Origin of the sequence: Halomonas sp. 5021 (genome assembly GCF_036663435.1) — a bacterium.
Taxonomy (GTDB): Bacteria; Pseudomonadota; Gammaproteobacteria; order Pseudomonadales; family Halomonadaceae; genus Vreelandella; species Vreelandella janggokensis.
Genome location: NZ_JAXOVU010000002.1, coordinates 165,006 through 183,982, shown reverse-complemented (window position 1 = coordinate 183,982; position 18,977 = coordinate 165,006). Strand labels below are relative to the sequence as shown.

General features: G+C 59.4%; 26 protein-coding genes and 1 pseudogene. 6 read left to right on the top strand and 21 right to left on the bottom strand.

All coding sequences use genetic code 11. The annotated features are described in order from the left end of the window. Positions 1–7: 7 nt before the first annotated feature. Both R3F64_RS04540 and R3F64_RS04535 read right to left on the bottom strand, forming a co-directional pair. Positions 8–583 (bottom strand): histidine phosphatase family protein, encoded by a 576-nt coding sequence (locus tag R3F64_RS04540; RefSeq protein WP_199284333.1) that lies wholly within the window; start codon positions 581–583, stop codon positions 8–10. 209 nt (positions 584–792) lie between these two features. After that, positions 793–1,833, bottom strand: coding sequence for a zinc-dependent alcohol dehydrogenase family protein (locus R3F64_RS04535; RefSeq protein ID WP_199284334.1), 1,041 nt, complete (start codon positions 1,831–1,833; stop codon positions 793–795). A 135-nt stretch (positions 1,834–1,968) separates the two neighbouring features. Here R3F64_RS04535 and R3F64_RS04530 point away from each other — a divergent pair, with 135 nt between their 5' ends. The 4 genes and pseudogenes from R3F64_RS04530 to R3F64_RS19390 form a co-directional block, all read left to right on the top strand. Continuing rightward, positions 1,969–2,448 carry an Lrp/AsnC family transcriptional regulator gene (locus R3F64_RS04530; RefSeq protein WP_199284335.1) on the top strand — a complete coding sequence of 160 codons (480 nt, stop codon included), beginning with the start codon at positions 1,969–1,971 and terminating at the stop codon, positions 2,446–2,448. 146 nt (positions 2,449–2,594) lie between these two features. Beyond that, positions 2,595–2,888: a helix-turn-helix domain-containing protein gene (locus R3F64_RS04525; protein ID WP_199284336.1), complete on the top strand. Its 294-nt coding sequence runs from the start codon at positions 2,595–2,597 to the stop codon at positions 2,886–2,888. Continuing rightward, complete coding sequence (locus tag R3F64_RS19395; RefSeq protein ID WP_233337307.1) at positions 2,878–3,402, top strand: HipA N-terminal domain-containing protein; 525 nt, start codon at positions 2,878–2,880, stop codon at positions 3,400–3,402. The genes R3F64_RS04525 and R3F64_RS19395 overlap by 11 nt, the downstream gene beginning before the upstream one ends. An 18-nt stretch (positions 3,403–3,420) precedes the next feature. Next, positions 3,421–4,167 (top strand): annotated as a pseudogene (locus R3F64_RS19390) (type II toxin-antitoxin system HipA family toxin); the annotation flags it as partial. A 35-nt stretch (positions 4,168–4,202) separates the two neighbouring features. Here the strand turns inward: R3F64_RS19390 and R3F64_RS04515 are convergent. From R3F64_RS04515 to R3F64_RS04470, 10 genes are all read right to left on the bottom strand, one after another. Further along, positions 4,203–5,060 carry a DUF3883 domain-containing protein gene (locus R3F64_RS04515; protein WP_199284337.1) on the bottom strand — a complete coding sequence of 286 codons (858 nt, stop codon included), beginning with the start codon at positions 5,058–5,060 and terminating at the stop codon, positions 4,203–4,205. 173 nt (positions 5,061–5,233) lie between these two features. Further along, positions 5,234–5,458 carry a hypothetical protein gene (locus R3F64_RS04510; protein WP_035414157.1) on the bottom strand — a complete coding sequence of 75 codons (225 nt, stop codon included), beginning with the start codon at positions 5,456–5,458 and terminating at the stop codon, positions 5,234–5,236. Positions 5,459–5,562: 104 nt separating this feature from the next. Further along, on the bottom strand, positions 5,563–5,982 hold the full coding sequence (locus R3F64_RS04505) for a c-type cytochrome (protein WP_095622812.1): 420 nt from the start codon (positions 5,980–5,982) through the stop codon (positions 5,563–5,565). A 31-nt stretch (positions 5,983–6,013) separates the two neighbouring features. Next, positions 6,014–6,874, bottom strand: a complete 861-nt coding sequence (locus R3F64_RS04500) for a WD40/YVTN/BNR-like repeat-containing protein (protein WP_095622775.1) — start codon at positions 6,872–6,874, stop codon at positions 6,014–6,016. Between the two features lie 23 nt (positions 6,875–6,897). Further along, positions 6,898–7,641 carry a cytochrome c biogenesis CcdA family protein gene (locus R3F64_RS04495; RefSeq protein ID WP_176475860.1) on the bottom strand — a complete coding sequence of 248 codons (744 nt, stop codon included), beginning with the start codon at positions 7,639–7,641 and terminating at the stop codon, positions 6,898–6,900. A 17-nt stretch (positions 7,642–7,658) separates the two neighbouring features. Beyond that, a complete protein-coding gene (locus R3F64_RS04490) occupies positions 7,659–8,042 on the bottom strand; it encodes a hypothetical protein (protein WP_176475859.1) in 384 nt (127 codons plus the stop codon). Then, a complete protein-coding gene (locus tag R3F64_RS04485; protein ID WP_199284338.1) occupies positions 8,039–8,602 on the bottom strand; it encodes a TlpA family protein disulfide reductase in 564 nt (187 codons plus the stop codon). The genes R3F64_RS04490 and R3F64_RS04485 overlap by 4 nt, the downstream gene beginning before the upstream one ends. A 15-nt stretch (positions 8,603–8,617) precedes the next feature. After that, positions 8,618–9,058 carry a DUF411 domain-containing protein gene (locus R3F64_RS04480; RefSeq protein ID WP_095622773.1) on the bottom strand — a complete coding sequence of 147 codons (441 nt, stop codon included), beginning with the start codon at positions 9,056–9,058 and terminating at the stop codon, positions 8,618–8,620. Between the two features lie 62 nt (positions 9,059–9,120). Continuing rightward, the gene (locus R3F64_RS04475; protein ID WP_229359163.1) at positions 9,121–9,816 is read right to left on the bottom strand and encodes an SCO family protein; all 696 of its coding nucleotides are present in this window, start codon (positions 9,814–9,816) and stop codon (positions 9,121–9,123) included. Positions 9,817–9,891: 75 nt separating this feature from the next. Continuing rightward, positions 9,892–10,137 carry a hypothetical protein gene (locus tag R3F64_RS04470; protein WP_095622771.1) on the bottom strand — a complete coding sequence of 82 codons (246 nt, stop codon included), beginning with the start codon at positions 10,135–10,137 and terminating at the stop codon, positions 9,892–9,894. A 257-nt stretch (positions 10,138–10,394) separates the two neighbouring features. On the opposite strand from R3F64_RS04470, the gene R3F64_RS04465 reads away from it, so the two are divergent. Beyond that, positions 10,395–10,826 carry a MerR family transcriptional regulator gene (locus R3F64_RS04465; RefSeq protein WP_095622770.1) on the top strand — a complete coding sequence of 144 codons (432 nt, stop codon included), beginning with the start codon at positions 10,395–10,397 and terminating at the stop codon, positions 10,824–10,826. Here the strand turns inward: R3F64_RS04465 and R3F64_RS04460 are convergent. From R3F64_RS04460 to R3F64_RS04420, 9 genes are all read right to left on the bottom strand, one after another. Further along, on the bottom strand, positions 10,820–11,551 hold the full coding sequence (locus R3F64_RS04460; RefSeq protein WP_199284339.1) for a sulfite exporter TauE/SafE family protein: 732 nt from the start codon (positions 11,549–11,551) through the stop codon (positions 10,820–10,822). The genes R3F64_RS04465 and R3F64_RS04460 overlap by 7 nt on opposite strands. Next, positions 11,552–12,091, bottom strand: a complete 540-nt coding sequence (locus R3F64_RS04455; protein WP_199284340.1) for a protein-disulfide reductase DsbD domain-containing protein — start codon at positions 12,089–12,091, stop codon at positions 11,552–11,554. Next, positions 12,088–12,900 carry a prolipoprotein diacylglyceryl transferase gene (lgt, locus tag R3F64_RS04450; RefSeq protein WP_095622767.1) on the bottom strand — a complete coding sequence of 271 codons (813 nt, stop codon included), beginning with the start codon at positions 12,898–12,900 and terminating at the stop codon, positions 12,088–12,090. The genes R3F64_RS04455 and lgt overlap by 4 nt, the downstream gene beginning before the upstream one ends. 64 nt (positions 12,901–12,964) lie before the next feature. Continuing rightward, positions 12,965–14,212: a c-type cytochrome biogenesis protein CcmI gene (gene ccmI, locus R3F64_RS04445; RefSeq protein WP_095622766.1), complete on the bottom strand. Its 1,248-nt coding sequence runs from the start codon at positions 14,210–14,212 to the stop codon at positions 12,965–12,967. Beyond that, positions 14,209–14,685: a cytochrome c-type biogenesis protein gene (locus R3F64_RS04440; protein WP_095622765.1), complete on the bottom strand. Its 477-nt coding sequence runs from the start codon at positions 14,683–14,685 to the stop codon at positions 14,209–14,211. The genes ccmI and R3F64_RS04440 overlap by 4 nt, the downstream gene beginning before the upstream one ends. Next, entirely contained in the window at positions 14,676–15,200 is a 525-nt protein-coding gene (locus R3F64_RS04435) for a DsbE family thiol:disulfide interchange protein (RefSeq protein WP_031217685.1), read from the bottom strand. The genes R3F64_RS04440 and R3F64_RS04435 overlap by 10 nt, the downstream gene beginning before the upstream one ends. Next, positions 15,197–17,185, bottom strand: coding sequence for a heme lyase CcmF/NrfE family subunit (locus R3F64_RS04430; protein ID WP_095622764.1), 1,989 nt, complete (start codon positions 17,183–17,185; stop codon positions 15,197–15,199). The genes R3F64_RS04435 and R3F64_RS04430 overlap by 4 nt, the downstream gene beginning before the upstream one ends. Positions 17,186–17,255: 70 nt before the next feature. Continuing rightward, positions 17,256–17,498, bottom strand: coding sequence for a signal peptidase II (locus R3F64_RS04425; protein ID WP_442786525.1), 243 nt, complete (start codon positions 17,496–17,498; stop codon positions 17,256–17,258). A gap of 3 nt (positions 17,499–17,501) precedes the next feature. Beyond that, positions 17,502–18,398 (bottom strand): cation transporter, encoded by an 897-nt coding sequence (locus tag R3F64_RS04420; protein ID WP_199284341.1) that lies wholly within the window; start codon positions 18,396–18,398, stop codon positions 17,502–17,504. Between the two features lie 95 nt (positions 18,399–18,493). Here R3F64_RS04420 and cadR point away from each other — a divergent pair, with 95 nt between their 5' ends. Next, positions 18,494–18,901: a Cd(II)/Pb(II)-responsive transcriptional regulator gene (cadR, locus tag R3F64_RS04415; RefSeq protein ID WP_004364961.1), complete on the top strand. Its 408-nt coding sequence runs from the start codon at positions 18,494–18,496 to the stop codon at positions 18,899–18,901. Positions 18,902–18,977: the final 76 nt, after the last annotated feature.

Genomic DNA, 18,977 nt, shown 5'->3' with positions numbered 1-18,977 from the left:
AAACCGGCTACGGCGCGCGAACGTCCAGTCGGCCCACCACCTCCAGCCCATCCGCGGTCGGGCGCACCACCACCATCTCGCCCGACCCCACGCCGCGGCCGGTCAGCGCCGAGATATTCACCTGATGGGTTACCAGCAGCATGTTGCCTGACGTTTCCCAGGCGGCTATCTGCTCAAGAGCAGCTTGGGTGATGACGTCCCGATCACCGCGTCCGCGAAAGAACGAGTCCAGCCACGGCGCAGGCTCGACGTCGCCAAGCTCCATGAGCTCGGCGGTATCCAGCGCCCGACACCAGCGCGACGCGTACACCGCACCGATGGGAATATCCCGCTCGCGAAATGCCTCGCCAATCGCCCGCGCCTGGGCACGCCCCTCCCCAGACAGGTTGCGCTGGGTCTCGCAGCGGCCACGTTCGAACCCGGGCGGGTCGCCGATGCCCGGCGCCAGCGCATGGCGCATCAGCATCACCAGACCGCCTTCTTCAAGCGACTGCCAGATGGCCTCGTTTGCCTGAACACCGAGCGGCAGCGCGCCCATTATGGCAAGGAGTAGGGTTAGTATTATGTGGCGAAGGGTGGGCATGGGGATTGTCCTTCAATCATTGATGAAGCATTGGCCAAGCTAACGGCAATAGGCATGTGATATTCACCAACCTTCCCGATTCAATACGCGACAGGCATTTGCCATGGCAAAGCCTAAACGACTTGGCGCGGCGATACGCGCTGACCCAGCCAGCCCCATTCAACGCAAGGATAGCTTCCTCATCAGGCGCAACGCCTGAGCACGCTTTCTCAAAACGCCGTCACTACCGTCACGCCCACCCCTTCGAACTTATCCATGTTCATCAGCGCCTCAATGGACTGCTCGAGGGTGATGCGCCTACCGATAAGCCGCTCAGGCGCCAGCTTGCCAGACTGAATCATCGCCAGCATGGCGCCGTAACGATGCGCCTGCATGCCATGACTGCCGAGTATTTCAAGCTCGTTGGCAATCACCTTGCTCATGGGAATAGCCGGTGTGCTGTTCTCCGCCAACATCAGCCCGACCTGAATATGCTTGCCCCGTTTACGCAGGTTGCTGATGGAGTTAAAGCAGGTCGTCGGGTGCCCTAGCGCATCCAGTGACACGTGAGCGCCTCCCCGAGTTATGTCCGCCACCGCCTCTACCACATTGGCCACCTTGGCGGCATTCACGGTGGCAGTCGCGCCCAATTGGCGGGCCAGAGCAAGCGCTTTTTCCGAAATATCGATAGCGACAACGTTAGCGCCGATGGCGTTGGCAATCATCACGGCGGATAGACCCACACCCCCGCAGCCATGAACCGCCACCCACTGACCGGCCGAGGTTTGACCCTGATCGACCACCGCCCGAAAGGAGGTGACGAACCGACAGCCCAGGCTGGCTGCCGTGGCAAAGTCGAGCGTTTCGGGCAGCGCGACCAAGTTGACGTCGGCGTAGTGAATACTCACATACTCGGCAAAAGACCCCCAGTGCGTGAAGCCGGGTTGGAACTGACTATCGCACACCTGATGGTTCCCGGCATGGCACTCAGGGCAAGTGCCACAACCACCGACGAACGGCACCGTGACGCGATCGCCAATGCGCCACTGTTTGACGTCCTTGCCAATCGCTTCGACAACGCCTGCCAGCTCATGCCCCGGCACATGAGGGAGCTGGATATCGGTATCGTGCCCCACCCAGCCATGCCAGTCGCTGCGGCATACCCCGTTCGCCATTACCTTAACCACCACGCCATGCGATTCTGGCGCCGGATCTGGCAACTGCTGTATATGGAGAGGGGCGGAAAACTGCTCAAAAACAACGGCTTTCATAAACGACTCCTGCGCGGTATCCATTGTTTTACTATAACCAACCGCCCCTGAAATTACTTTTCTGATGGATGGACACACAGGCTAATTTTGAATCATTCTTTCTTTTATACGCATAAACCTGAAAGAGATTTTCAAATGAGCCAACTGGACAACATAGACGCCCAACTAATCGATAGCCTTCAAGCCGATGGTCGGCTATCCATCGCCAAGCTGGCCGAGCGGCTGGGAATGAGCGAAGCCACCTGCTGGCGGCGTCATAAACGCCTGGAAGAATTGGGCGTGATCGAAGGCTATCAAGCCACGCTGAACCGCCGAAAGCTTGGCGGCAACGTGCTGGCCTTTGTGCAGATCACCTGTACGCAACACAGCGAGGCGGCCACCGCGGAGTTCGAACGCATTATCCAGGCCAGCTCCCGGGTGCTCAGTTGCCATAACACCACCGGCGAGGCGGACTTCCTCTTGCAGGTCATCGCCCGCGACCTTGATGACTACAGCCGCTTCGTGGAAAAGGTACTACGCCAGCTGCCGGGGGTATCGAGCATCCGCTCCAATATCTCTCTGCGGGAAATGAAGGCGACAAGCCACTTGCCGGCTGGGGAGTTGCTGGGGCTGTGAGCGAGGCAGTTGGGGAGGGGCCAGTCGAACAACGTCAGCAGCAGGCTACAGCACGAAAAGCAATAAAAATAGACACAATAATATCCATAAAAAGCCTAAAACATCTATAATAGGTACAGAGGTATCCTTTTTAAGAATGTTAACTTATGCACCGTTTTCTGCTGTTGGACGATACCGATGTTCAGCAAGCCTTTGCTGCTCACCTGCGTCGGTTACGCGAACATGCCAAGCTATCCCGGGCGTCACTGGCGCAGCGCAGCAGTGTGCCCGCCCCCACCATCAAAAAATTTGAGCTCACCGGGCAAATCTCGTTTCGCCAGCTGCTGTTGCTATGGCAAAGCCTGGACGACTTGGCGCGGCTATACGCGCTGACCCAGCACGACGCATTCAACGAAAAGATACCTTCCTCTATCGATGAGGTACTCAAAGATGGCCTTTAAGCCTACGCAACGGCTGAACGTGACGCGCACGCTATCAACCGGTGAACAGGTCGCGGCTGGCGTATTGGCACAAAACCGCCAAGGGGTATTCTTTCAGTACGCGGAAGGCTATCTAGAACAGCATGGCAATCTATCGCCTTTTACGTTAGAAGACGACCTGACACTTCAACCCGCCCCTAGAACGCCGCATCAAGGGCTTCATGGCGTATTTGGCGACTGTTTAGCCGATGGCTGGGGTCTGCTGCTACAGGACCGCGCCTTTCGTCAGCATGGCATAGGACCTACGCAGCTTACGGCGATGGACCGGCTGGCATTTGTTGGCCAACGTGGTATGGGCGCACTGGCCTTTGAGCCAGCATCAGAGGCAGCGCCGACACAGAGCGATAACGAAGACCTGGCGACACTCGGCCTCCAGGCACAGGCCGTTTTCGATGGGCAAACGGAAGATGTGCTCAGCGCCTTGGTCGCAGCGGGTAGCGCCGGCGGGGCAAGGCCGAAGGCACAGCTTTTCTAGCCGCACGGCCAATCGAAAAAGTGCCGAACCTATGCCCAGCCAGAGGATGACGCCTGGCTGGTCAAGTTTACCTCTCAACACCTGCCACTGGGTCATGAAGAGGGGCTATGCGAAGCGGCATACCTGGAAATGGCTAAAACAGCAGGCCTTGAGCCGCCCGAATGGCAGTTACTACGCATACCTACGCCACAGGGTGAGCGCGCCTGGCTTGCCATCAGACGGTTTGATTGGATCCATCAGACAAACCCTGCGGGGCGCCTCCATATGCACAGCGCCTGCGGGCTGCTGGATGCCGATTTCCGAACCCCTAGCCTTGATTACACCGACCTGATCAAGGCAAGCCGCCAGCTGTGTCAATCCCCCGCCGTAGGCCAACTGCAATTCCGACGCGCACTGTTCAACTTATTTGCCTGCAACCAGGACGACCACAGTAAAAACTGGGCGTTTCTGCAGGATGATCACGGCCAATGGAAACCAGCACCGTTTTATGATGTGACCTTTAGCCCCCACCCTTTTGCAGTACACGCCACTGCCTATATGGGCTTTGGCAAGCAGCCCTCGCTAAAAGCCATCCAACAGCTCGCCACCCATGCAGGCTTTGCCAACTGGAAACAGGCACAGCCGCACGTTCAGGAGATCGCGGACGTTATTGGCACCTTACCGGCTGTGGCAAAAGACCTTGGTGTGAAAGCCATCACGGTCAAGCTGATCACCCAGCGATTGAACGAGGCTTGGCAGGAGAATATGGGGATTTTAATCAGTTGAAGATCGGGCATTTGATGTGATCAATCTCTACTGAATCAACGCACGCCCGCCCGATAACTGTCGGGTTCGAGCCAGAGTTGCCCCTGAAGGTCGCCTTTCAGGCAAAAAAGCTTCGGCCCTTTGCGGAAGTTGAAAAGCCGGAACAAGTGATAATGCTCAGAGTAAGCACGCGAGCAGGCAAGTTCGTTAGGCGTGATAAAAAACGCACTTTCTTTGGCAAACGCCGTAGTTTTGACCTCGATCAGCCGGTCTCGGCCATCGGGCTCGAACGAGCGAATATCAAACCCTAGTCCATCACCTTGCGTGATGGCGACATGCTCTAGACGCTCGGCGAGCTTTTCTTTTCCTGCCTTTATCAAGCGCTGTTGCTCGAAGCGCATCACAAGGTGCTCACCCGCAAGGCCAAGTTCCCGGTTGCGGGTTTCCCGGGCCAGGTAGTCACGTTTTTGCGGCGGGCGAACTGAATAGTCGGCATGGAACTCCCGAACGCCTTTTTGCGGTAGTGTCGTTCTAGGAGGTTCTACGATGATACGCTCGTCTAAGAGGCCGGTAGTATCAACCACCGGCAGGTCGGCGGCCAAACGCGCCGCGCGATCAACGAGTTCGCTTCGCAGCAACAACTCCTCGACAACCTCAACCAGACTTTGCTGATAGTTGCTGCGCGGCTTGTAGCCATCGACATAGGGGCAGTTGGCATCGCGCAGCACCGCGCTGATGTTGCAGTGCTTGAACTCGATAGCGCTGGCCGAGCGACCGTGGAGCTGTGCCATCAGCGCTCGATTGAGCTCGCGCTTGTTATAGTTTTGCCCGCTTAGTTCCGCCACCAGCATCTGCCGGTAGGTGGCGACGGTCGCCTCTACCTCACTTGAACTCCAGGGTGTAGCTCGACTCATATCCCTCACTCAATATTTTGAATCTGAAGATGTAATTTGATGTATTTTTTAATTATAAAACAGTTGGTTAGTTTTATTTTGTGCATAGTTTTTTATTTGTTCCTACCCATCTTACTCTCCATTTGGTAGGAGAGAGACAGTCCTAGCTGAGAGCAAATGCAAACCTACCACAATCAGCTCAAGGTGACGCTCTCGCAGGGGGCTTCGTGCGTGCGATGAAATGTCCACCATCTCTGGGCTGGTATTGAGAGTAATGTCAGCAGCGTAGTGGTGAAAATGCCGCTACTGACCTTGGGGGCGTGCATGATGTCCTGTTCAAGGCTTCCCAGACACCGTTCGCTGCGGGGAACCTTCTTCTTGTTCTGTTGCTGAGCCTGAGCGACAGAAATCTGCTTCATCGGTTGGCTTTGGTCAGACAGTGGCAAGAAAGCCAGGTTTTACCCTGCGGTTGACTCTCCGTCAGCTGCGGAGGTGTTTACGCAGCGCTTCCCCAGCCCCACAGCTACTCACTTTGCGTCGGAAATGAAGCTCCTACGCTTTCTTCCGCCTGGTGGTGTCGTTGCTCCGATGTCCATAACGACTTGAGGAAATTAATCACAGAGCGAATCTCGGCGGGGGTCAGGACATCCTCGAAGGCCGGCATGGTGAGTCTTTCGGTCTTGTTCCAGGGATCGCGCCACCCCTCGGCGATGATCCGGTAGAGCATCGCATCGGAGTGTTTCCAGGTATGCCCCTCCGGCCCGTGTGGGGGGGCGGGTAATTCGCCCTGGGTATTCTGGCGCTCCCAGTTCGGCTGGCCCTCGCCCTCGCTGCCGTGGCAGCTGGCACAGTACTGCTGGTAGATCCTTTCTCCCTCTTCCAGCCGAGAGGTATCGCGCGAAGAGGGGCCACCCCCCGCCATGGCCTGCCCCGCGGCACTCATCAGCAGCCATGTTGTGACGAGGATCCAGCGCTTACGCATCGGGGGGTGTCCAGGTTTGGCCCTGATCTTCGCTGCGCATGAGTTCCCCCTCACGATCCAGGGCATAGAGCGTTCCCTGCGGCGCGAGCGTAAGCGCAACGAGCGTCGGGGCATTACCCCTAACTTGCTGCCACTCCTGACCGCCATTGTCGCTGCGCCACAGTCCTTGCTCCGTGGCTACATAGACGTGCTCGGGATCGTCGAGCTTGTAGGCCAGATCATAGACCCTGCCGGCATTGAGATCCCCGGTCGGTCGCCAGCCGCAGAAGCAGTCCATCGACAGGCGAACCACATCGTCGGACACCGCATAGAGCCAGCCGGTCTGCATGCTACCCTCCATATCGGAGTGGATGAGCCGACGAACGGCCTGGGCAGGACCGCTATCCATCTTCTTCCAGGTCGTGCCGGTATCTTCGCTCTGGTAGAGGCCGTCATCGACAACCACAGCATAAAGCGTTTCTGGCTGGTTACGATGCACGGTGAATGCGATAACGTCTTGGCTAGGCAGTCCCTCATCGATCTCGTGCCAGCTTTCTCCCTGATCGATGCTGCGCTGCACCCCGATCGAGGGGCCGGCGATATAGAGGGCCTGTTCGGCGGTTGCCGATACCGTTACCAACCGTCCCTCCGCTACTTCGTCGGGCAATGGAATCATCGTCCAGGCCGCCCGGCCATCCGTGCTTTCGAAAAGCTGGTTGGCCTGTACTTTGAGCAGCCGTTCGCCTGTTTGGTCATAACTCAGCGACGGCAATGCCTCCTCGGTGGCCCCGGCCATACTGACGAAGCTCAGACTGGCCATGACCCAGCTCGTCAGTGACAGGGCACGCCAGAAGCGACTCGTGATCTTGTTCATTGCAATATTTCCTCGAATAACGGCTAGCCGATGCTGCCCAGCGCAGGGAAGGTGCGCAATAACCAATAGGACAGTTCGGACAGTTTGCCAGTAACCATCAGGATACCCATCAGGATCATGATCAGCCCGGCCGTCAGATGCATGGCTCGGCCCCAGCGGCGCAGGAATGGCTGGTGGTGCAGGAAGCGATCGAGCGACACCGCCGTCAACAGAAAGGGCACCCCCAGGCCCAGCGAATAGATGCCGAGCAACGCCATACCGCTCGAGGCATTGGCCGTCGAGGCGCTGACCGTCAGAATGGCGCCCAGAATCGGGCCGATGCAGGGGGTCCAGCCGAAGGCGAACGCCACACCCAGCAGATAAGCCGCACCGGGCACGCCACCCTCTTCCTTGAGCCGGCCGATAAACCGCCATTCTCGCTGTAACCAGTGCAGCGGAATGAGCCCGGTCATGAAGGCACCGAACAGGATGACGATGAGGCCGCCGACCAGGTTCGCCTCCTGGCGATAGATCAGTAGCAGGCGCCCAATGGCCGTGGCACTGGCGCCCAGCATCAGGAATATCGTGGTGAACCCGAGCACGAACCAGATCGACTGGGTCAACACCCGGAGTCGTTCCCGTCGATCCGCTTCTCGTATCTGCCCCAGCGAGCGCCCGGCGACGAAGGAAAGATAGCCCGGTACGAGCGGCAAGACACAGGGCGAAGCGAACGAGATCAGGCCCGCCAGAAAGGCCGTCGCCAGGCCGATATTGGCAAGCTCCAGCATCCTCGCTTATCCCGCGGCTAGGCTTGGAGCTTGGATATGGGCCGCTCGGACGGCACCTGGTGATCCGCTGATAGACGATTGGCGGATGCCGTCTCCGTGGGTACCGCTGTGGAGGCTTCCACCCCGGCTTGCGCGTCGGTGGCTTCACTCGGGTCAGTTGATTTGCCTGTCTTGTCCTTGCATTTCATCATGCAAAGCCCCAGTCCACACATGACGAGACAAGGCAAGAGGCTCACCAGGAGAGGCGCGAGGCCGAGCAGGACCAACTGATCCCAGCCCATGGCAAGGCCACCGGCCACCGCCACGGCGCCCAGCAGCATCCATCGGCGCGGGCCTGTTACCAGGCCTTTCAGTCCGGCTTTCTCTTGGCCTTTTTGGGGCTTGTCGTCACAGCAACTCATGGCGCTTCCTCTTGGGTGGCTTCTATGATTTCGGCAAGAAAGTCGATCATCTCGGAGGTATCCCATTCGGCCTCTCCGACCAGGCGCCCGATCTCCCTGCCCTGGCGGTCGAGCAGAAGTGTCGTGGGTATACCCACGGCACCCAGGTTAGCGCTGGCCATGCCGGTTGGATCGACGTAGGGGGCGAGATGCTCGATACCCACCTCCTGATAGAATTCGTTGACGACTTCGATGCCCTTGCGGTCGATCGAGAGCGCAACGACCTCGAAATCCGTTCCACCCAGTTCGGTCTGGAGGGCATCCAGGGTGGGCATTTCCTCGCGGCAAGGACCACACCAGGTCGCCCAGATATTGAGCAGGATCAGCTTTCCTCCGAAGGTGGTCAGCGTCAGCGGGGTACCGTCGCCAGCCTCGAAGCTGATTTCCGACACCTCGCGTGGGCTTTCCCAGAGAAGAAACCCATTCGGCCCCACACGTTTGGGTGGTTCGGCGACGGCCGAAGAAGTGATCATTCCCCACAATGCCACCGCTACCCAACTGGTCCCGATCAGTTGTCTCATCACCAAGGCTCACCTTCAGTGGGTGGCGTATATTTCGGGGCTATCGGTTGGCTGGAAGGCCAAGGTATAGACCTCTAGTGGACCCTGTTTCTCGCCCGACATTCCCGGTGAGCCAAGCGGCATGCCGGGTACGCTCAGGCCTTTGATGAAAGGTTTCTCTTCGAGTACCTGGGTGACGCTTTCCACGGGAACGTGGCCCTCGAAGACGTAATTGTCGATGAGCGTGGTATGGCAACCCTGCAGTTCCTCGGAGACATCGTGCTCGGCTTTCATCTTCGCGAGATCGTGAGTATCGATTGTCTCCACCTCGAACCCGCTTCGTTCGAGATACTTGGCGTATTCGGCGCAGCAGCCACAGTTGGGGTTCTTGTAGAGGATTGCCGACGTCTCGGCTGCCAGTCCCGATAAGGGAAAGGACAGCAGCGCAGCCAGGGTGAATGTTTTCAGGTGTTTCATACGCTGAACCTCCATTGAGCTCGCGAGAACAGTTGATAGCAAGATCGCTATATCTCACAGTATTAATTGAAGGTGTTGACGACAGTATGGCGAATACGATCCCACGCACCGGTGGATAATTCCTCTGGTCCTTCTGCCAACACCTTTACATAGGAAACTAGGTGCTCCGGATCGAATTTGAGCCCATGAAAGCGGGCCCGCATCCGTCCTGTTTGGTCGATGACATGAGTCACGACGCCATGCGCCTGGACGCCCTCGGCCACATCATCGAATCGAAGGCCATAGGCCTCCGCGACCTGGCGGGTGGTTTCGGCAGGCTCATTTTCGGCCCGATAGAGAAAACGCCAGTTGGCGGGGTCCAGATCGAAATTTTCACCGTAGGCCCGCATGTTGTTGTGCGTGCCGGAAAAATCCTCGCTGTCGGTAGCGATGGTGATAAATTCAACATCATCTCGTAGGCCGGTATCGTTGACTCGCTCCTGCACCTCGGCAATCAGGTTCATATGCACCGGGCAAGCTTCCTGACAGCGCGAGTAGATGAAATTGAGCACCACGACGCTTTCTTCCAGGTCGGAAGACGACACGGTATTACCGTCTGTATCGGTCAACGAAAATGCCGGCGCTGGCTGGTCGACGAATTGGGCGTAGCGTTCCCGCTCTTGCAGCTCTGCCTCGGCATCTTCGAGGGAATGGGAAAAGGAAGGAGAACTGGTCATCAATGCTAAGACAAGTAGTGGTGTATAGAGCTCTTTTTTCACGTACCGTCCTCCCCTCGCGCCACCCAATCCTAGCGGAGGCCGCTCCTATGCGAAGCAGCCCCGGCCAATGCCACTTCAGGCGTTGCTATCGCCCTCATGACCCTGCTGCATGCTTTCCATCATGGCATTGCAGTTTTTCATCATGGTATTCATTTCACTCATCATCCCCATCATGCCACCCCCTTGCATCATATCGCCCTGCATGCCCTTGCCCTCCATTGGCGCCTGCTGATTCTCTTCCTGCGCAAGAAGCGAGCCGGCACCGAAGCCGCTGGCGACGATGATGGCGGCAGTCAAGATCGCCGTGTGACGTTTCCGCATGACTCTTCTCCTCTATCTTCCTGGGAATCACCGTTCCACCAGCAAGGCTGATGGACGGCTTGGCTTCGATTTTCACCCGGCAGCGGCGCTGCTTGCTGGAAAGATATCCTTGAAGCCCACTTCAAGGTCAAGCCCTTATTTTTTGGCGTCCCCGCGTCATGCGGGCGGCCACCCATTGAGCGCTATAACCAGGCCTTGACCTTTGGGCGGCCGCACGGTTGTAGGCTGACTGCAAATGAGTAGGTGAGGAAAAGGCAATGCGAGTCACTGAACTGGCTCGGGCTGGTGGGGTCACTGCGGAAACGGTACGCCACTACACCCGTGAGGGGTTGTTACGACCGCAACGGGACCCGCGCAACGGCTATCAACTCTATGACGAGGAGGCACTGGGTCGCCTGCGTCTCATTGATTGCCTTCGCTCGTTGGGAGTCGGTCTCCCAGACATCAAGAAGATATTGACCTGGGCGGACCAAGGCAGCCCTCCGCTTAGCGATACGTACGCTCCCCTGGTTGAACAACGGCCATACATTCGCTCGCGGATCCATGAACTCCAGGCGATAGCGCGATGGCTGGAAAGCATCGACCACGATAATGCTTCCGAAGCTCCCAGCCTGAAGCAACTGATCGAATCGCTGGGATCGGCGCAACCGGCTATCGTCACGGATGGCCCGTGCGGATGCCATCAGTGATGCGACGGCGCCATGCTGGCCATATCGTCCATGCCGGTCATGGACTGCAGATGCCAGAGTTGCCAGACGGCAAACGCTATGATCAGCAGCGCCGCCAGCGTGCGGGTCGCTGGATGGCGAATCCATAGCGAGACGCGGCGGGCTGCCATACCGGTCGCCAGGACGACGGGGAGGGTGCCGAGACCGAAGGCCCCCATCATCGCCGCGGCGCGTAGCGGCTCGGCCACGGCCAGACTCCAGGCCAGCATTGAATAGATCAGCCCGCAGGGCATCCAGCCCCAGATCGAGCCCAGCGCGAAGGCCTGGGGCACCTTCACGACGGGCATCAAGCCTCGACCAAGCGGTTCGATACGCCGCCACAGCGAGCGACCCAGGACCTCGACACGCAGCAACCCCTTCCACCAGTTGGCGATATACAGCGCCATCAGAATCAGCATGACCGCCGCCAGGATACGCAGCACCAGGGCGATGCCGTCCAGGGCATGATTGAGCACTGAGCCGAGTAGCGCCACCAGGGCGCCGGCGATCATGTAACTGATGATGCGACCCAGATTGTAGCCGAGCAACAAGCCGGCCAGGCGTCCCGGCTGCCGCATGCTGGGGGGCACGGCAAAGGTCAGGGCACTCATGATGCCGCCACACATGCCGATGCAGTGCGCCCCTCCGAGCAGGCCGAAGACGAAGGCCGCCGCCAGCGGCGGCAGGCTCAGGTCGGTGGGATCCATTCAAGGCGCTCCTTCTTCGCTATCCCCAGTATCACCAGGGGGAGAATCAAAGGCTGCCGGAGGGGAACCGTACAGCGCGTCGAGCTCGACCTGCTCGGGCGGATAGCAGAGTCCCCGGTCGGAACACCCCTGAAAGGTCACCGCGATGGCCAGCGGCTCGGCAGCGGTGTCGCTCGCCTCGATGGGCGCACTGAATACCACCTGGTCATAGAACACCTCGATTTCCCCCAGAGACGCGTGCACCATGGGTTCGCCGGGGGGAATTGCCAGCTCACCGAAACTGACGCCCGGAGAGCGACTTTCCAGTGCAAACCGATGGCGGTGGAGGTAATAGTCCTCGGCAATGACGAAACCGACGTAGAGCCGCCTATCGTCTCGCCAGGCGCTGGCCCGGAAGGCTTCTTTAGCCGCCAGGAATTCCCGTTGAGCCGAGGTACCGAAGGGGGAGCTCTTGCCACTGCCCGCGGGAAACTCTCCACGGGCCGCTACCGGTGTGGCGACGAACAGCAGCACCAGCAGAAAGGTGAAGGCCGTGTTCATGAGGCCGCCGCCGCTTTCGCCCTATCCACTGGCTGACGCATTGACCAGACGACCAGGGCCAGCCCCGCGATGAGCATCGGCAGGGTCAACAGTTGCCCCATGGTCAGCCAGCCGAAGGCGATGAACCCCAGCTGGGGGTCGGGCAGGCGCACGAACTCCACGGCGAAGCGGAAGGCGCCGTACAGGAGCAGGAACAGCCCCGAGATGAGGCCTCGCTGGCGGGGTCGACGCGACAACCACCACAGCACGGCGAACAGCACCACGCCTTCCAAGGCGAACTCATAAAGCGCTGAAGGGTGGCGCGGTTCCGGCCCCAGCCCCATCATGGGAGGGAAGGCCATGGCCCAAGGGACCTCGCTGACCCTTCCCGGCAACTCGTGATTGATGAAGTTGCCGAGGCGCCCAGCCCCCAGGCCGATCGGCACCAGCGGGGCGATGAAATCGGTCAACTGAAAGAAGGCCAGGCGGTGCTTGCGGGCAAACAATAGTGAAGCGATCAGTACGCCGGCCAGGCCGCCATGAAAGCTCATGCCGCCGTCCCAGATTCTGAAGAGCCACAAGGGGTTGGCAAGAAGTTGCTCGAGCCCGTAGAACAGCGCATAACCTAGGCGACCACCGAGGATGATTCCTAGGGCGCCGTAAAAGATCAGATCGCCGATATCATCGTGGCTTAGGCCCAGGCGGTGAGCACGACGACGCCCCAACCACCAGGCGGCGACCAGCCCGACCACGTACATCAGGCCATACCAGTGAATCTGCACGGGACCAAGGGAAATGGCCACGGGATCAATCTGAGGGTATTGCAGCATGGTTCTTCCTTAATGCTCTGACAGCCAAGTCGCGTTGCCGAGACTGCGTTTACGATCAGCCTGGCTAGTCAACGATGCGATCGATGGAAATTTCGACCGGCGAGTCCGACTCGCCGAGTGTCACCGGTCCCGCCTCGCCGACAAGATCGCCTGGCTGCGGGGTGGCTTCGTCCGATGCGGAGACGCGCGCCGTCAGGCGCACCTCATTGACTTGGGAGAGTCGCGCCCGGGGTGTCATGGCATTGTTGTCGCCCAAGGTCACTTTGAGTGGCAGGTCGCTAACCGTGACCCGCTCCACCGCCAGTGGCGGCAATTCACCGGCCACGTCGCGGGCGATGACGAACACCGTGTCGCCCGGTGCGGCCCGCTCGCGGAGCGATTCGGCGAGGCCGACCCTGACCGCGAGCGACGCGCCGTCCTGCGCGGCCTGATGGGCATCGACCTGGTCGGACGAGGCGTCCAGGCGCTGTTGTGCCACGGCAATGCCCTCCCGCAGCGCTTCCGCCGAGCCGGGGTCGTCGAAGCCGGCGATCGCGCGTCGCCAGTAATCGATAGCCTCTTCATAGCGGGCGCGATCGAAGGCATGGATGCCCAGCATGCCGAGCACGGTGGGCTGGCGTGGATCCTGACCGAGGGTTTCGTCGACCAGTGCCTGGACCTCGTCGGTCAGCGAGCGGTTAGCGACGAAGAATTGGATCTGTGCCAATTGCGCCAGCAGGGAAGGCTGTCGACCCTCCAGCTCGATCAGGCGCTCGAGCGCGGCGATGGCATCACGTCCCCGATTGCTGTCCCGGTACAGCGGAAACAGCGACATCCACACCTTGGGATTGTCCGGCTGTCGCTTGGCCTGCTCCTCGAGCCGCTCGATCAGCATCGCCAACGAGCCGTCAGGCGAGTTGCGCACCTCCTGATGCACGGCATACAGTGCCAGATCGCCCTCGGCGCCTTCCCGTTGATACCAGAGCAGACTGGCCACCACCAACGCTACCATCACCAGCGGCACCAACAACCGTCCGGCCTGGGGGGGGTTGAGCGGTGTGCGTCGGCGTACCTGGGTATCCTCGAGCAGGCTGCGTTCGAGCTCCAGCCGACCCTCCTCGACTCGCGCGGTGTCGAGTTCGCCGCGTGCATGGGCCGTTTCCAGCGAGGCCAGGCGCTGACGATAGACCGCCACGTTCTGGGCATCGGTGCGCTGCTTGGTTTCGAAGGCCTGCTGAGCATCGTGCAGCGGGCGGGTCCGTCTCAGCGGCAGGATCACGAGCCACAGGGCAGGCAACAGTAACAGGGCGATGCCCAACCAGAGCAGATTCATTCGCTCCCCTCGCGGTTAAACAGGGCATTGAGGTACTCGCGCTCCTCGGCGCTGAGCGCTCGAGCCTGGGCATGCTTTCGTTTGCGGACGAAGACCGCCACGATAAACGCCCCGATCATCACCAGCACGAACGGCAATCCCCATAGCAGCCAGGTACGCTCGTCGAGTCGCGGGTTATAAAGCACGAATTCGCCGAAGCGTGCGACCATGTAATCGAGGATTTCTTTATCGGATCGCCCTTCGCGTAACAAATCTGCAACGCGTTCGCGCATGTCGGCAGCCACCGGAGAGTTGGAGCTGTCGATGGCCTGGGCATCGCATTTGGGGCAGCGCAATGAGGCAGTAAGATCACGATAGCGTTCGGCCATTACTGGCCTCTCGAAGTCACGCACCTCGATAGCCGAATCCGCCAGCACAGGGACCGACGTTATCAACAAGAGCAACAGCAGGCCGGCCCGGGTCATCAACGCCATTTGCCCACCTCCTGCACGACACGTTCGACATCCTCGGGAGTGATATAGCCCGTGTGCTTATAGCGAATGATGCCCTCGGCATCGACGAGGAAGGTCTCCGGCACACCGTAGACGCCGAGCTCGAACCCCAGATCGCCATCCGGATCGAAGATATTGACTTCGAAGGGGTCGCCGAACTCGTCGAGAAACTCCCGCCCCTTGACGCGGGTGTCCTTGTAGTTGATGCCGACCAAGCGCACGCCGCGCTCAGCGAGTGTCAGCAGCTGGGGCATTTCCTCCTTGCAGGTCGGGCACCACTCGGCCCAGACATTGACCAGCGTGACCTGCCCGTGCAACAGCGACTCATCGACCCGGGCACCGGGATCCTTCAGTGTCGAGAGGGAAAAGGCAGGAAACTGCTGGGCTAGCAGTGCCGAATTGCGGGCACTGGGATCCATGGCCAAGCCTCGGTAGAGAAAGAAACCCAGTCCCAGGAAAACCAGCAAGGGGAAAAGCAGTAACAGTCGCCGTTTCATGTATGGACCTCACGGAGGAGAGTGGAGTCAGCTGGCACTGAGCGCTGACGCCGATAGCGACGGTCCGCCACCGCCAGCAGACCGCCAGTGGCCATCAACAACGCCCCCAGCCAGAGCCAGCGTACGAACGGCTTGATCTGGATTCGCATGGCCCAGGCACCGTCACCCAAGTCTTCGCCCAGCGCCACGTAAATGTCCTGCAGCAGCCCAGGGCGCAGGGCGACGTCGGTCATGGGCTGACCGCGGGCAATATACAATCGCTTCTCGGGCCGTAGGGTGGTGACATGCTGGCCATCACGTGCCACCTCAAGGGTTGCCGTATCGGCCAGAAAATTGGGACCGCGGCGCTCGCTCAGGTCGGTCATGGTGAAGCTGTAACCGCCTATCTCGACACGCTCCCCCACGGCAAGACGTACGTTACGCTCGATGGCATAGTTCGACACCATGGCCACGCCCACGATGGTGATGGCCATGCCCAGATGGCCGACTACCATGCCCCAATGCGCCAGCGACAGCTTGCGCAAGCCGGCCAGGGGTGAGGAGGCATGGCGGGTCTTGTCGAACAGGTCACGGATCAACGCCAGCACGACCCACAGGGCCATGACCAGCCCCAGCGCCACGGCGGCGTTCCATTCTCCGCCGTAGATGAACGGAACCGCCGCCGCCATGATCAGCGCGGCGATGCCGGACCAAAGTAGTCGGCGCATCAACTCGCGCCCCGCCATCTGCTTCCAGCGCGCCACGGGGCCTAGCCCCATGAAGGCGCACAGCAGCACGGTCAGCGGCACGAATAGCGTATTAAAGTACGGTGGGCCGACGCTGATCTTGCCCAGCCCCAGGGCATCGAGAATCAGCGGATAGACCGTGCCCAGCAAAACGGTCACGGTCATGACGACCAAGAGGATATTGTTGATCAGCAACAGCGCATCACGAGATAGCCAGCCGAAGCCCACATTGCCGCTCATCCGCGGCGCACGCAGGGCAAAGATCAGCAAGGAAGCGCCCACCGTGAACCCCAGCAGTGCCAGAATGAAGATGCCCCGTGACGGGTCATTGGCGAAGGCATGCACCGACGTCAGCACCCCGGAGCGCACCAGGAAGGTGCCCAGCAGCGACAGCGAAAAGGTAAAGATCGCCAGCAGGGCGGTCCAGCTCTTGAAGGTGCCACGCTTTTCCGTGACCGCCAGCGAATGGATGAGCGCCGTCCCGGTCAGCCAGGGCAGGAACGAGGCGTTCTCCACCGGGTCCCAAAACCACCAGCCGCCCCACCCCAGCTCGTAGTAGGCCCACCAACTACCCAGCGCGATGCCCATGGTGAGGAAGGCCCAAGCAATATTGGTCCAGGGCCGCACCCAGCGTGTCCAGGCGGCATCGAGCCGTCCTCCCAGCAAGGCAGCGATGGCAAAGGCGAAGGCCACCGAGAAGCCCACATAGCCCATATAGAGCATGGGGGGATGGAAGATCAGCCCGACGTCCTGTAGCAGCGGGTTGAGATCGGCGCCGTCCTGAGGCACTCCCGGCAGCAGACGTTCAAAAGGGCTCGACGTGATCAGGATGAACAGCAAGAATCCGGTGCTGACCATGCCCATGACCCCCAAGACACGGGCCAGCATGTCACGCGGCAGGTTGCGCGAGAACAGGCTGACGGCGAAGCCCCAGCCGCTGAGGATCAGGCTCCATAGCAGCACCGAGCCTTCGTGTCCCCCCCACACCGCCGTGAGCTTGTAATACCACGGCAGCATCGAGTTGGAGTTGTTGGCCACATAGGACACACTGAAATCATCGAGCAGGAAGCTCGCGGTCAGGCTGGCATAGGCCACCAGCAAGAAGGCGAACTGCCCCCATGCCATGGGCTCGGCGAAGGCCATCCAGAGTGGGCGGCGGAGCGTGACACCCGCTAACGGAGCCAGCGCCTGTATAAACGCCAGGCCCAGCGCCATGATCAGCGCGAAGAGACCGAGTTCAGGAATGATTTTGACGAGCATGGTGATTCCGTCTTGAGTCGCGTGATTTCGGGTATACGGATTTAATGATTGATGGGGTGAAGGTGCCCCATCAACCATTAAATCCGTATACCCTAAAAAAGTAGCGCTGCCAGCCTCCACCATTCGCAAAAAGACTGAATGCGGCACCGGTGTTCCATAGGTGCACCCAGTTAAAGAACGGGGTCACCGAAACATACTCGCCATAGGCCATTGATTGCTGCACCAGCCACTTTACAGCCTGATCAGACGCTGCCAGCAGGCCCGATATGGACAATAGGGCATACGGCGAGAGCTTTTTGCCAACAATGAGCATTATTTAACCCTTCAACGCCAAAATGCGTCTGGCACCGTTAAGTACAATGCCCCCCGCGATGGTGCCGATAATCAGATCCGGATAATTGGAACCGGTCCACGCGACCAGGGCGCCGGCGGTGATGACCCCCAGGTTGATCACCACGTCGTTGGCCGAGAATATCCAGCTTGCCTTCATGTGCGCCCCGCCTTCCCGATGTTTGGATATGAGCAGCAGACAACTGGTATTGGCAATCAATGCGACGAATGCGATAGCCATCATCACCAGCGATTCAGGCTCACTACCGAATACAAAGCGTCTCACCACCTCTACGAGCACGCCCACAGCCAAGATCAGTTGCAGTACACCAGCAAGATGCGCGGCACGTACCTGCATTTTCACGCTATGTCCAACCGCATAAAGGGCAAGCCCGTACACCGCCGCATCGGCAAAATTGTCCAGGGATTCTCCAATCAGGCCGGTGGACTGGGCGATCAGACCGGCAGTCATTTCCACCACGAACAGAAGTGCATTGATGCCGAGCAACCAGCGCAGGGCCCCGGATTCTTGCTTAGCAGAAGCTGCCGAGAACTCGGCGGCCTTGATGGTCTCCGGATTTGCAGCGACGGTTTCCTGAAGCGAGGCGCCTAGCCCCAAGGTCTTCAGTTTCGAGGTGACGGGCTCGACCTCGCCGTCATGTACGACCTTCAGCCGGCGGTTCGACAAGTCGAAGGACAGCGCTCGAACCTCCTCAAAGCCGTTCAGGGCTAGGCGAATCATTCGCTCTTCTGATGGACAGTCCATCTTCGGCACGGCATAAACGCTGACCCATCTCCCCGGCGCTTCGGAGGAGGCCTGTATATCGGTATCCGCTGCGGACGTTGCATCACCGCCACAGGCGCCACCACAGGATTTGCTCATGATACGACTCCACTTGAACAATGTTGTGGTACCATTTAAAACTATAAAGCTACTATAAGGTCAATAGAGTAAAGAATCCGTTGGGGAGGAGGCTGATGCGCATTGGTCAGTTGGCGCAGTTGGTAGGGGTCGAAACACAGACGATCCGCTTCTATGAACAGCAGGGCTTGTTGCCGCCGCCTGATCGGCAGGACAACGGTTACCGTGTCTATACCGAGAAGCATGGTGAGGGGCTGGCCTTCATCCGTCGCTGCAGAATCCTGGGCCTGTCACTGGCTGAGATTCACGAACTACAGAGCTATCAGGACGACCCTCATCAGCCTTGTACCGCCGTCAACGCCTTGCTCGATGATCACATCTCTCATGTGCGGTCGCAGATAACCGCTCTGCAAGCGCTTGAGAAACAACTCGTTTCACTGAGAGCGAGTTGCAACGATGACCGGGAAGTTGAGGCGTGTGGGGTTCTTGCTGGAATTAGCGAAGGAAACATGCACCAGCAGTAGGTGAAGCATCAACCAGATAATCCGATGAGATGCCGGTCTGTCTCACTCTCATGCAAAGGTAAGATCAACCATTTAA